The sequence below is a fragment of the Bradyrhizobium sp. B124 genome, from assembly GCF_038967635.1.
Taxonomy (GTDB): domain Bacteria; phylum Pseudomonadota; class Alphaproteobacteria; order Rhizobiales; family Xanthobacteraceae; genus Bradyrhizobium.
Window position 1 is genome coordinate 5,400,785 of the sequence record NZ_CP152413.1, and the last position, 12,233, is coordinate 5,413,017.

Genomic DNA, 12,233 nt, shown 5'->3' on the forward strand with positions numbered 1-12,233 from the left:
CTGCATCAAGTTCCGGGCTTATAGAACCTTTCTAGAAGCACCGCCACACCGACAAGCGTGCGACAGCGTTGCGCGACCCAAAAATTCTCACGCGGTAGCGAAAGATTTCAGAGGGCTGTGACAAGACGAACCATGCGGCTCTCGGGACGAAATCTGAAATGCGTGCGCGGCGGACGCGAGGTGTTTTCTGCCCTCGATCTGTCGGCCACGGCCGGTGAGGCGCTTGCCGTCACGGGACCCAATGGCGCGGGCAAGACCTCGCTGCTGCGCGTCCTCGCCGGGCTCCTGGTTCCCGCCGAGGGCTCGATTGCGCTCGAAGGCGGCGACGCCGAGCTCAGCCTGCCCGAACAGGCCCACTATCTTGGCCACCGCGACGCGCTGAAGCCGGCGCTGAGTGTCGCGGAAAATCTTTCCTTCTGGCGGGAATTCCTCGGCGGCGAGACCGTGGACGCCGGCCGCTGCCTTGCCGCCGTGGCGCTCGACCACGCCGCGCATCTGCCGGCCGCCTACCTCTCCGCCGGCCAGCGCCGCCGCCTGTCGATCGCGCGCCTGCTCTCGGTGCGGCGGCCGGTGTGGCTGCTGGACGAGCCGACATCGGCGCTCGATGCGGCCGGACAGGCGCTGTTCGTCGGCCTGATGCGCGATCATCTCGCAAGCGGCGGCCTGATCGTCGCCGCGACGCACCTTCCGCTCGGCATCGATGCGCGCGATTTGCGGATGGGAGGCGCGGCATGAGCGCGCTGGCCGCATTGATCCGCCGCGACATCCGCATTGCGCTGCGCGTCGGCGGCGGGGCGCTGATCGGCGTGCTGTTCTTCCTCACCGTCACGGTGCTGATGCCGTTCGCGGTCGGGCCCGATCTGGCGCTACTGTCGCGACTTGGCCCCGCCATCCTCTGGCTCGGCGCGCTGCTGGCGAGCCTGCTCACCCTCGACCGGCTGTTCACGGCCGATCACGAGGACGGCTCGCTCGACCTGATCGTGATGAGCCGGACGCCGCTGGAACTCGCCTGCGCGGCCAAGGCTCTGGCGCATTGGATCGCCGCGGGGCTGCCGCTGATCATCGCGACGCCGGTCCTCGGCCTGCTGCTCAATCTCGACGGCACCGCGACACTGGCGGTCGCCGCGACCCTGCTGGCGGGAACACCGGCGCTGACCTTCACCGGCATGATCGGCGCCGCCCTGGCGGTGACGCTGCATCGCGGCGGGCTGCTGCTGGCGGTGCTGGTACTGCCGCTGTCGATCCCGGTGCTGATCTTCGGCGTCGCGGCCTCGCAGGCGGCGATATCGGGGTCCCTGCCCTTCGGAACACCGTTCTCGATCCTCTGCGCGCTGTCGCTTGCCAGCCTCGTGATCGGCCCGTTTGCCGCCGCCGCGAGCCTGCGGCACGGGCTGGACTGAAATTGACCGGCAATATGAGCCCGATCAAATCTCGCCAAGAGAAATTCGGCCAATTGCTTGCGACACATTGGGCGACTATCAGGGTGCCATGAAGCTGACTGAGACGCTGACCGACCTCGCCAATCCGACCAGGTTTCTGGCGCTGACCGCGCGCATCCTGCCGTGGCTTGCCGGCGTGACCGCGGTCCTGCTCGCGATCGGGATCTACCAGTCGGCCATGGCGCCCGACGACTACCAGCAGGGCGCCACGGTGAAGATCATGTTCATCCACGTGCCGAATGCATGGCTGTCGATGTTCGTCTGGGGCGTCATGAGCGTGGCCGCGCTCGGCACCCTGGTGTGGCGGCATCCGCTCGCCGACGTCGCCGCCAAAGCCGCAGCGCCGATCGGCGCCGCCTTCACGTTTCTCGCGCTGGTCACCGGCTCGCTGTGGGGCCGGCCGATGTGGGGCACCTATTGGGAGTGGGATGCGCGCCTGACCTCGGTCTTGATCCTGTTCCTGATGTATCTCGGCCTGATGGCGCTGTGGCGCGCGGTGGAGGACCCTTCGCGCGCGGCGCGGGCGGCGGCGGTCCTGACCCTGGTCGGCGCGATCAACATCCCGATTATCAAATTCTCGGTCGACTGGTGGAATACGCTGCATCAGCCGGCCTCGGTGCTCCGCATGGGCGGATCGACCCTCGACAAGGCATTCCTGTGGCCGCTGCTGGTGATGGCGATCGCGTTTTCGCTGCTCTTCATCACCTTGCACCTCGCGGCAATGCGCAACGAGATCCTGCGCCGGCGCGTGCGCAGCTTGCAGATGATGCAAGCTAACCGCATCGCGTTTTCGAGCGACGTGGGCACCGGTTCGCGTGAAGAAAGCGCGTCAAAATCGATTGGGGCGGCGTGACACGATGTCGCTTGGCCCCTACGCCTCCTTCATCGTGACGTCCTATGCGCTGGTCGCGGCGGTCGTGCTGCTGTTGATCGTCTGGATCATCGCCGACTATCGCCGCCAACAGGCGCGCCTGAAGGAGATCGAGGCCAGCGGCATCACCCGCCGCTCCGGCCGCAGCCCGGCGGATATCAGATGAGCGAGCAGGCGACCAACAGTCCGCCGCAAGGCCGCCGCCTGCTGGTGGTGCTGCCGCTGGTGGTTTTCCTCGGGCTTGCCGGGCTGTTCCTGCTGCGGCTCTATGGCGGCGATCCCGCGAAAATTCCGTCGGCCCTGATCGGCCGGCCGGCGCCGCAGACTGCGCTGCCCGCGCTCGACGGCCTCGTGAAGGACGGCGCGCCTATCCCCGGCCTCGATCCCGCAGCCTTCAAAGGCAAGGTCTCAATCGTCAACGTCTGGGCGTCCTGGTGCGTGCCCTGCCATGACGAGGCGCCGCTGCTGACCGAGCTCGGCAAGGACAAGCGCTTCCAGATCATCGGCATCAACTACAAGGACTCGCCCGAGAACGCGCGCCGCTTCCTCGGCCGCTACGGCAATCCGTTCGGCATCGTCGGCGTCGACGGCAACGGCCGCGCCTCCATCGAGTGGGGTGTCTATGGCGTGCCCGAGACCTTCCTGGTCGGACGCGAAGGCACGATCGTCTACAAGCTGGTCGGCCCGGTGACGCCTGATAACGTCAACACCGTGCTCAAGGCCGAGATCGAGAAGGCGCTGCGCGCGAGACCGTAGCCGCATCGGCACGCCGCGACTCGCGAACATGAATCGAGCATGAACGACGCGGGAAAACACCTGCGGCATAATACTTCGACGGGTTTATCTGCGGTTCATTTCACGGCCACGGCGACGCCACGAACGCAACCCTAACTCCATGGCGTGACTTCACTCATTCCTCGGAGAGGACATATGCGCAAGACCACGCTCGCTTCACTTCTTGCTACCGCACTCACGCTCGGCCTGATGACGGCCACGCCGTCGATGGCCCAGTCGCCGCAGCCGGCCGCGCCCGCCGCCAAATCCGAGAGCCACATGGCGCCAGCGCCGAAAGCGGCGGCCCCTGATCTGAAGACGACGGGGATGGCGAAGGACGACCTGCTCGACATCAACAGCGCCAGCTCCGACCAGCTCGATGCGCTGCCTGGTGTCGGCAAGGCCTATTCGGCCGCGATCATCAAGGGCCGCCCCTACAAGGGCAAGGATGAACTGGTGCAGAAGAACATCCTGCCGCAGGCGACCTACGACAAGATCAAGGACAAGATCGTCGCCAAACAGAAGAGCTGAGCTCTGAAGAGTTGATCTCCGAAGCGTCGGACGCAGCGCGGCACAATCACCCGCGCTGCGTTCGGATTTACTTTCGCAGGTCGCCGGCGTCCGCCTCGCTGGTTTCCAGCGAGACCGGCTCCAGATGATAGCGCTTGGTCAGCGGCATCTGGGCGATGGCGAAGACCATGGTCAGCGGCGTCACGCCGAACACCTTGAAGTTCACCCAGAAATCCGTGGTCTGCGTCCGCCAGACGATCTCGTTGAGAATAGCCATGCCGGCAAAGAACAGCGCCCAGCGCATGGTGAGGATGCGCCAGCCCTGCGGCGTCAGATTGAACATCTGGTCGAACATGACGGCGATGAAGGAGCGACCGAACAGCAGCCCGCCGCCGAGCACGGCCGCGAACAGGCCGTAGATGATGGTCGGTTTGACCTTGATGAAGGTCTCGTCGTGCAGCACCAAGGTCAGGGTGCCGAACACCAGCACGACCGCGCCGGTCACCAGCGCCATGATCGGTACGTGCCTGGTCACGACATAGGATGCGATCATGGCAGCTACGATCGCGACCATGAACGCGCCGGTCGCGAAGAACAGATGGTATTTGGCGTTCGCGATGAAGAACACGAGCAGCGGCCCGAGCTCGGTTGCGAGCTTGAACAGCGGATGTGGCTGGGTCTTGTCCATCAATTCAGTCCATTGAACTCGTGTCTTGGCCATCCTTCGAGACGGCGCTCCGCGCCTCCTCAGGATGACGACCTTTCGTATCCCACCGTCATCCCTGCACAACGGCTTTGCCGTTGTTGCTGGAGGAGCGCGCACCAGCGCGCGTCTCGAAGGATGAATTATTCGATCCCGGCAATCGCCTTGGCAAAATCCTTCGCCGTGAAGGGCGCGAGGTCCTCGACGCCTTCGCCGACACCGATGAAATGCACCGGCAGCTTGTGCTTCTCCGACAGCGCGACAAGGATGCCGCCGCGCGCGGTGCCGTCAAGCTTGGTCATCACGAGACCGGTGACGCCTGCCGTACGATGAAACGCCTCGACCTGCGACAGCGCATTTTGTCCCACCGTGGCGTCGAGCACGAGCAGCACAGCATGCGGCGCCGACGCATCGACCTTCTTGATGACGCGCACGACCTTTTCGAGCTCGTTCATCAGTTCGGACTTGTTCTGCAGCCGGCCGGCGGTGTCGATCAGCAGCACGTCGCGCGCCTGCTCCTTGGCCGCGGTCAGCGCGTTAAAGGCGAGGCTCGCCGAATCCGAGCCCTGGGTCCCGGCGATGACAGGAGATTTGGTGCGCTCGCCCCAGACCTTGAGCTGCTCGATCGCCGCGGCGCGGAAGGTGTCTCCCGCGGCCAGCATGACCTTGCGGCCCTCGGCGGAGAATTTCGCGGCCAGCTTGCCGATCGTCGTGGTCTTGCCGGAGCCGTTGACGCCGACCACCAGGATCACGAACGGCTTCAGCGTCGCATCGATCTCAAGCGGCTTGGCCACTGGTGCCAGCACCTTCTCGACCTCGGTCGCAACGACGTCCTTGACCTCGTCGGCGGAGATCGCCTTGTCGTAGCGGCCCTTGCCGACCGCCTCCGCAATCCGGACCGCGACATCGGTGCCGAGGTCGGCGCGCAGCAGCACATCCTCGATGTCATCGAGCATGGCAGAATCGAGCTTGCGCTTGGTGACAAGGTCGGCGACCGCGGTCCCGATCGAACTCGAGGTTCGCTTCAGGCCGCCTTTCAGCCGCTGCCACCAGCTCTGTTTGGGAGTTCCCGCAGTGGTATCGTTCATGGCGGGGGTGTGTTAGCCGTTTCGCCTCACAAACGAAAGTCTCGACGAATTGATCGATGTTCCCCAATTGACCGCGGAGGAAATCCTGGGCCGCGTGCTCCACCGCGACGGGCTGATGCTGGTCATTGACAAGCCGGCGGGCCTGCCGGTGCATCGCGGCCCCAAGGGCGGCCCCAATCTGGAGGCCTCCTTCGACGCGTTGCGGTTCGGCCTGCCGCGGCCGCCGGTGCTGGCGCATCGGCTGGACAAGGACACCTCCGGCTGCCTCGTCCTGGGACGCCACCGCAAGGCGACCGCCTCGCTCGGGCTGTTGTTCAAGCACAGCAAGATCGCAAAGACCTACTGGACCGTGGTCGAGGGCGGCCCCATCGAGGACGAAGGCACCATCGACATGCCGCTCGGCCGGCTCAACGCCGAGCGCGGCTGGTGGCAGAAGCCGGACCCGGATGGCCAGAAGGCCATCACCAACTGGAAGGTGCTGGGACGGGGCGACGGCCTTGCCTGGCTCGCGATGGAGCCGGTCACCGGCCGCACCCATCAGCTCCGGGTGCATTCGGCGGCGATGGGCTGGCCGATCGTCGGCGACAATATCTACGGCAACGGCCCGCGCTTCGGCGAGCCGACCCTGCATCTGCATTCCCGCGAAATCGGCATCCCGATTTCCCGCAACAAGGACCCGGTGCATGTCGTCGCGCCGGCGCCGGCGCACATGCAGGAGCGGCTCAAGGCCTGCGGCTGGAACGGCGAATAGAGCGTTTTCCAGCGAAAGCCTGTCCCGGACTTGATCCGGGATGGATACCGGTTCGCGTAACGAAAACGTGTCAAAATGTAGAGCTTCCTCCGGGATTCTACTGATCATTATCCTTACGAAACGTTCAGGTCCGCCCGATAAAGCTGCAAGCCGGCTTAGAACAAGCAATCGGGACGGGCTCAGGACGAGCAATGCTGACTGCCGGGCAGGCAATTGTCGACGAGGTCGAGGCTGCGATACGCGCCGGCTCCGCCGAAAAATGCATAGCGACGGCGAAGCGCGTCACTGATCTCTTCCTCCACTCCGCCGGCAGCTTCAACAGCGAGCAGATCGAACTGTTCGACAATGTGCTCGAACGGCTGGTCAAGACCATCGAGCTGCGCGCACTCGCCGAGATCAGCGCCCGGATGGCGCTTGCCGAGATCAGCGAGCAGCTCGCCCCGGTCGCGCAGGCACCGCCCGCGATCGTTCGCCGCCTCGCCAGCAACGACGAGATCCGGATCGCGCGGCCGATGCTGCAGGAATCCTCACGCCTCAGTGCCGAGGATCTGGTCGAGATCGCGCAGACCAAGAGCGAACAGCACCTGCTCGCCGTCGCCGGCCGCTGGTGGCTGAAGGACGTCGTCACCGATGCGCTGTTGGCCCGTCGCTTTGCGAGCGTGAGCCACCGCCTCGTCACCAATCCCGGCGCCAAAGTATCGCCGGGCGGATTTGCCGTCATCCTGGCGCAGGCCGAGCACGATCCGACCCTCGCAGTCGAGACCGGCATCCGCGCGGACCTGCCGGCGGAGCTCCGTCTTCAGCTGCTGCGCCGGGCAACGGAAGAGGTTCGCGGCCGTTTGCTGGAACGCGCCCCGCCGTATCTATACGAGGAAATCCGCCACGCGATCGCCGCGGTCGCCGCCGGCGTCGAGCGCGACATGTCGCAGGTCCGCGATTTCACCGCAGCCAAGCGGCACGTCGCGCAGCTGAAGGACAGCGGCGAGCTCGACGAGGCCGCCCTGCTCGGCTTCGCCAGGCAGCGAAGATATGAAGAGACTGTTGTTGCGCTGGCGGATCTCGCGCAGTCGAACATCGAGGTGATCCGCTCCCTGATGCAAAGCCTGCGCAGTGAAGGCCTTTTGGTGCCGTGCCGGGCGGCAGGGCTGAGCTGGGCGACCACCGCCGCGGTGATGGAATGCCGCTATGCGACCGGGTCCATGGGACCCGTTGAGCTCGCCCATGCGAAGAGCCAGTTCACGAAAATGACACGCGGCGATGCCGATCGCCTGCTGCGGTTCTGGCAGGTTCGCGCGTCGCAGTCTCCCAAGCCCGGCGGCCGCGCGCACTGAGTGCATCATGCGCGAGGACGCCACGGATTTCGATTTCAACCTGTCAAACAGCTGGTTCAGCGTCATCACCCGCGCATGCGGTGATGCAGTATACAGGGACGTCGGTGCTTGAGCCGAGAGGCCGCGACTGCTTCTCCCGGCGTCGTCCCTGCGAAAGCAGGGACCCATACTCTGCAGCGGGTATTGTGAACGGGACTCGTCGTTCCGGTACCGACCATCAACAACCATTCGTGGTTATGGGTCCCTGCTTTCGCAGGGACGACATCGAGATTGTTGACGCGCTCGGGGGCAGGACCACGTCAAGACAGCCACACCTCCTGTGTCAATCGATAGAGAGCTTGCCGCCGCAACGCGTCGTTTTCCGGCATGCGAGGGTGGTCAAAGTCCTCTGCGCTATCGTGAGACATCCCAAGCTTCGCCATCACGCGCCTGGATCGCACGTTGCGGATGCTTGCATGCGCCACGATCACCGTAAGACGAATCTCTTCGAAGCCGAATTGAAGAGATACTCGCGCCGCCTCAACCGCAAAGCCCTGCCCCCAGAACTGACTTGCTAGCCGCCAACCGACTTCGATAGCTGGTGTGAAGGGGGCGACGAAGCCGATGCGCAATAGCCCGACAGCGCCCATGAATACCCCAGACTCCTTCGATTCAACGGCCCAAAGGCAGAAGCCGTGAGAGGATTGATGGCTGATTTGAAGGTCGATCCACGCGTCGGATGCATCCTGCGTTGGAAGCGGGCGAAGATATTCCATGACTTGAGCGTCTTGAGACATCTCTGCAAAGGGCAGCCTGTCCGACTCCATCCATGATCGGAGGATGAGCCGCGGCGTCGATAGCTGCATACGACTTCCCCTGGGCTGTGCGATGGCCACTCAGTGGCCGATCATACGCTGGCGGTCTCCATTGTGCGACCTTGTGAATACGCCACCCTAGATAGCCTCGCCGCGCACCCCAACGAGACGCGCACCGTCATGGCCAGTCACGACGAGCCGCCGCACCATGCCCGGCACATCGTCATCGATCGCAACCGGCAGGAAATGCTCGGTGCGGCCCTGCCTGTCGCTCTCGATCAGCACCTCGCGCGTCGCGCCGACTTCCGCAGCCAGCCGCCGCACCAGCGCAGCCTCGCCGGCCGCGCGCAGCCGCCTGGCGCGCTCCCTGATCGCACCGCCCTCGACCTGCGGCATCCGCGCCGCCGGCGTGCCCGGACGCTTCGAATAGGGAAACACGTGCAGAAAGGTGAGATCGCATTCCGCGACCAGATCGAGCGAGCGCGCAAACATCTCCTCAGTTTCGGTCGGGAAGCCCGCGATGATGTCGGCGCCGAGCGCGATGTCCGGCCGCAGCCGGCGCACCTGCGCGCAGAAATCGATCGCGTCCCGGCGTGAATGCCTGCGCTTCATCCGCTTCAGGATCATGTCGTCGCCGGACTGCAGCGACAGATGCAGATGCGGCATCAGCCGCGGATCGTCGGCGATGACGTCAAGCAGGTCGCGATCGGCCTCGATCGAATCGATCGATGAGATGCGCAGCCGCTTCAGCTCGGGCACATGGCGCAGGATCTGCCGGGTCAGCTGGCCGAGCTTCGGCGCGCCCGGCAGGTCGGCGCCATAGCTCGTGAGATCGACACCGGTCAGCACGATCTCGGCGTGGCCGCGCTCGACCAATGTGCGGACCTGATCGACCACCGCGCCCATCGGCACCGAGCGCGAATTGCCGCGGCCGTAGGGGATGATGCAGAAGGTGCAGCGATGATCGCAGCCGTTCTGCACCTGCACGAACACCCGCGGCAGCCCGCGCTCGAAGCCGTCGAGCAGATGCGGCGCCATCTCGGTCACCGCCATGATGTCGGCAACCGCGACCTTCTCGCTCGCATCGATGCCAAACGGCGCATCGAAAGCCGCACGCGTCGCCTGCCAGGCGTCGCCGCGCATCTTCTCGTCATTACCGACGACGCGATCGACCTCGGCCATCTCTGCAAACATGTCGGCTTGCGTCTGCGCCGCGCAGCCGGTGACGACGATGCGCGCCGCGGGGCGTTCGCGTTTCAACTTGCGGATCGACTGCCGGGCCTGCGCCACCGCCTCATTGGTGACGGCGCAGCTGTTGATGACGATGGTGTCGGTGAGCCCCGCCTGTTCCGCCTCGCGGCGGATCACTTCGGATTCGAAAGCGTTGAGGCGGCAGCCAAAGGTGACGACATCGACGCTCATGACGTTAAGCGACGCTGGCGAACAGCGCCGGATCGAAGCGGCCCTCATACTCGAAATCGGCGGTGCCGGTCATCAGCACGTGATCGTCGCGCTCGCGCCACTCGATGCCGAGCTTGCCGCCCGGCAGCGTGATCTCGACAGTCCGGTTGGCACGCTTCAGCCGCGCCGCGGCAACCGCGGTCGCGCAGGCCGCCGAACCGCAGGCCCTGGTGAGACCGGCGCCACGCTCCCAGGTGCGGATCGTGATGTGGTCGCGATCGACGATATGGGCGAGCGTGATGTTGGCGCGCTCCGGGAAGATCGGATGGTTTTCCAGCAGCGGCCCGAAACGTTCGAGGTCGTAGGCATTGACGTCGTCGACCCAGAAGACGGCGTGCGGATTGCCCATCGAGACCACCGACGGCGAATGCAGCACCGGATTGTCGATCGGCCCGACCTGCAACTCGATGTAGCGGGTGTCGCGAAATTCCTCAGCCAGCGGAATATCCTGCCAGCCGAACTTCGGCGCGCCCATGTCGACGGTGTAGAGATCGGGCGCCGGCCCCTGCCAGCAATTGAGCAGGCCGGCGCGGGTCTGGAACGTCGCGGATGTCTGGCCGGTCTTCTCGAAGATGCGCCGCACCACGCAGCGCATGCCGTTGCCGCAGGCCCCGGCCTCCGAGCCGTCATTGTTGTAGATCGAGATGAACGCTTCGGTGCCGTCGAGCCGCGGCGGCTGCAGCACCATCAGCTGGTCATAGGGCACGCCACCGGCCGCCGATGCCACGGCGCGCGCTTCCGCCGCCGACACCTGTGCTTTGGAATCGCGCAGGTCGACGACGACGATCTCGTTGCCGATGCCGTTCATCTTGGCGAATGCGTGATTGGCGAGCGCGCTCATCGATTTTCCTAAATTCTGCCCGGTTATATGGCGAGTGGTGGCTGATTGGCCAGTCAGAATGGCCCTATGACACATCTGTCATGGGACGAATGCAGAACTCGCGTGTTAGGAATATCGCACCTCAAGGACCGCGCGCGCCGGGACAGATCGAGCGGCCGTTTGAGGAAGGGGATGGAGAAATACCGAATGAACCGTATCAACACGCTCCGCGCGGCCCTGCTCGCGCTGCTCCCTTTGGCCGCGATCACCCTGGCAAGCCCGGCGCCTGCCCAGTCGCCGTCAGCCTCGCCCGCTCCGGCGGCAAGCCCGAGCCCAACGCCCGCGCCTGCGCCATCGGCAACGCCGGTGCCCCCGCCAGCCGAGACCAAGTCGCCGGCCGACAGCCCGGCCGCATCGCAGACCCCGGCACCGCCGCCGGCCGCCCCGGTGCAGACCGCCGACCCGTTCGGCGAGCCGTTCACGCTGGAACCGAAGAAGGTCGTGATGCTGAAGGGCACGGCCAATTGGGATTCGGCCTTCGACGCGCTGATCGAGGCGTTCAAGCAGCTCACCGCGCTGCTCGACAAGGACGGCGTCAAGGCATCGGGCAATCCGATGATCGTCTACACCTCGACCGACGACACCGGCTTCACCTTCATCGCCGAAATCCCGGTCGACCAGGACGTCAAGAACCTCGGCAAGAACATGAGCATGGGCAATTCGCCCGACGGCAAGGCGCTGAAATTCGTCCATCGCGGGTCCTACGACAACATGGACAACACCTATGAGGCGATCACCAATCACCTCGACGACAAGAAGCTCGAAGCCAAGGACACCTTTGTCGAGGAATACATCACCGATCCGCTGAAGACCGCCGAAGACAAGCTTGTGATCAACGTCTACGTACCCCTGAAGTGAGCCAGATGACCTATCGCCTCCCCGTCGGCCTCCCCCTGGGCCTCCCCATCGCTGCCACCCTCATCGCGACCACGCTGCTGGCTGCGCCCGCACTCGCCGACAGCGACTTTCCGCCGGCGATCTCGGTCACCGGCGAGGCGACCGTGTCGGCGGCGCCCGACGAGGCGCAGCTCGACGCCGGCGTCACGACCGACGGCAAGACCGCACGCGAGGCCACCGACGCCAACAATACGACGATGGGCAAGGTGCTGGCCGCGCTGAAGGGCGCCGGCATCGCGGAGAAGGACTATCAGACCTCGCGGCTGTCGCTGCAGCCGCAATTCGCCAACCGTCCGCCGTCGTCGCCGAACGCCCCGCCCAGCATCGTCGGCTATCACGCGAGCAATCGCGTCACGATCAAGCTGCACGATGTGAGCAAGGTCGCTGGTGTCATCGATGTGCTGGTGGGCGCCGGTGCCAATGATATCGGCGGGCTCAATTTCTCGGTGTCGCAGGCCTCGAAGCTACTCGATGACGCCCGCGAGCGGGCGATTGCCGACGCCCGGCGCAAGGCGGAGATCTACGCCAAGGCCGCCGGCGTCACGCTCGGCGCGCCCTTGAACATCTCGGAAGTCGGCTCGGCGCCGGTGCCGATGTTCCGCGCCAAGATGGCCACGGCAGGCTTCGCCGCACCGACGCCGGTCGCGCAAGGCGAGGAAACGCTGACGGTCAATGTCAGCGTCTCCTGGGCGATCAAGGAGAAGTAGCGATTGTCGTCCCGGCGCAGGCCGGGA

The 12,233-nt window shown here is 65.2% G+C and carries 15 protein-coding genes; 10 read left to right on the forward strand and 5 right to left on the reverse strand.

The genetic code is table 11. The features are described 5' to 3' along the window. Positions 1 to 132 precede the first annotated feature (132 nt). From ccmA to AAFG13_RS25680, 6 genes are all read left to right on the forward strand, one after another. On the forward strand, positions 133 to 735 hold the full coding sequence (gene ccmA / locus AAFG13_RS25655; RefSeq protein ID WP_342708596.1) for a heme ABC exporter ATP-binding protein CcmA: 603 nt from the start codon (positions 133 to 135) through the stop codon (positions 733 to 735). Next, positions 732 to 1,400, forward strand: coding sequence for a heme exporter protein CcmB (ccmB, locus tag AAFG13_RS25660; protein ID WP_212318902.1), 669 nt, complete (start codon positions 732 to 734; stop codon positions 1,398 to 1,400). The genes ccmA and ccmB overlap by 4 nt, the downstream gene beginning before the upstream one ends. An 88-nt stretch (positions 1,401 to 1,488) precedes the next feature. Then, positions 1,489 to 2,292: a heme ABC transporter permease gene (locus AAFG13_RS25665; protein ID WP_342708597.1), complete on the forward strand. Its 804-nt coding sequence runs from the start codon at positions 1,489 to 1,491 to the stop codon at positions 2,290 to 2,292. 4 nt (positions 2,293 to 2,296) lie between these two features. Next, positions 2,297 to 2,476 (forward strand): heme exporter protein CcmD, encoded by a 180-nt coding sequence (gene ccmD / locus AAFG13_RS25670; protein ID WP_212318898.1) that lies wholly within the window; start codon positions 2,297 to 2,299, stop codon positions 2,474 to 2,476. After that, a complete protein-coding gene (locus AAFG13_RS25675) occupies positions 2,473 to 3,066 on the forward strand; it encodes a DsbE family thiol:disulfide interchange protein (protein WP_342708598.1) in 594 nt (197 codons plus the stop codon). Before ccmD ends, AAFG13_RS25675 begins: the two co-directional genes overlap by 4 nt. A gap of 174 nt (positions 3,067 to 3,240) precedes the next feature. Further along, positions 3,241 to 3,615 carry a helix-hairpin-helix domain-containing protein gene (locus AAFG13_RS25680; protein ID WP_212318894.1) on the forward strand — a complete coding sequence of 125 codons (375 nt, stop codon included), beginning with the start codon at positions 3,241 to 3,243 and terminating at the stop codon, positions 3,613 to 3,615. Positions 3,616 to 3,682: 67 nt separating this feature from the next. On the opposite strand, the gene AAFG13_RS25685 is transcribed toward AAFG13_RS25680, so the two are convergent. Both AAFG13_RS25685 and ftsY read right to left on the reverse strand, forming a co-directional pair. After that, entirely contained in the window at positions 3,683 to 4,282 is a 600-nt protein-coding gene (locus AAFG13_RS25685; RefSeq protein ID WP_173639649.1) for a septation protein A, read from the reverse strand. Positions 4,283 to 4,440: 158 nt separating this feature from the next. Next, positions 4,441 to 5,385 (reverse strand): signal recognition particle-docking protein FtsY, encoded by a 945-nt coding sequence (ftsY, locus tag AAFG13_RS25690; RefSeq protein ID WP_342708599.1) that lies wholly within the window; start codon positions 5,383 to 5,385, stop codon positions 4,441 to 4,443. A gap of 49 nt (positions 5,386 to 5,434) precedes the next feature. Between ftsY and AAFG13_RS25695 the strand changes: the two genes are divergently transcribed. Next, positions 5,435 to 6,136, forward strand: a complete 702-nt coding sequence (locus AAFG13_RS25695) for an RNA pseudouridine synthase (protein WP_207833999.1) — start codon at positions 5,435 to 5,437, stop codon at positions 6,134 to 6,136. Positions 6,137 to 6,327: 191 nt separating this feature from the next. Beyond that, positions 6,328 to 7,467, forward strand: coding sequence for a DUF2336 domain-containing protein (locus AAFG13_RS25700; RefSeq protein WP_212318890.1), 1,140 nt, complete (start codon positions 6,328 to 6,330; stop codon positions 7,465 to 7,467). 299 nt (positions 7,468 to 7,766) lie between these two features. Here the strand turns inward: AAFG13_RS25700 and AAFG13_RS25705 are convergent, their stop codons facing one another. From AAFG13_RS25705 to dapF, 3 genes are all read right to left on the reverse strand, one after another. After that, positions 7,767 to 8,312, reverse strand: coding sequence for a GNAT family N-acetyltransferase (locus AAFG13_RS25705; protein WP_212318888.1), 546 nt, complete (start codon positions 8,310 to 8,312; stop codon positions 7,767 to 7,769). 87 nt (positions 8,313 to 8,399) lie between these two features. After that, positions 8,400 to 9,683, reverse strand: a complete 1,284-nt coding sequence (mtaB, locus tag AAFG13_RS25710) for a tRNA (N(6)-L-threonylcarbamoyladenosine(37)-C(2))-methylthiotransferase MtaB (RefSeq protein WP_212318886.1) — start codon at positions 9,681 to 9,683, stop codon at positions 8,400 to 8,402. A gap of 4 nt (positions 9,684 to 9,687) precedes the next feature. Beyond that, positions 9,688 to 10,563 carry a diaminopimelate epimerase gene (gene dapF, locus AAFG13_RS25715; RefSeq protein ID WP_212318884.1) on the reverse strand — a complete coding sequence of 292 codons (876 nt, stop codon included), beginning with the start codon at positions 10,561 to 10,563 and terminating at the stop codon, positions 9,688 to 9,690. 186 nt (positions 10,564 to 10,749) lie between these two features. Between dapF and AAFG13_RS25720 the strand changes: the two genes are divergently transcribed. Next, on the forward strand, positions 10,750 to 11,460 hold the full coding sequence (locus tag AAFG13_RS25720; protein WP_342708600.1) for a GyrI-like domain-containing protein: 711 nt from the start codon (positions 10,750 to 10,752) through the stop codon (positions 11,458 to 11,460). 5 nt (positions 11,461 to 11,465) lie between these two features. Next, positions 11,466 to 12,206, forward strand: a complete 741-nt coding sequence (locus AAFG13_RS25725) for an SIMPL domain-containing protein (RefSeq protein ID WP_342708601.1) — start codon at positions 11,466 to 11,468, stop codon at positions 12,204 to 12,206. Positions 12,207 to 12,233: the final 27 nt, after the last annotated feature.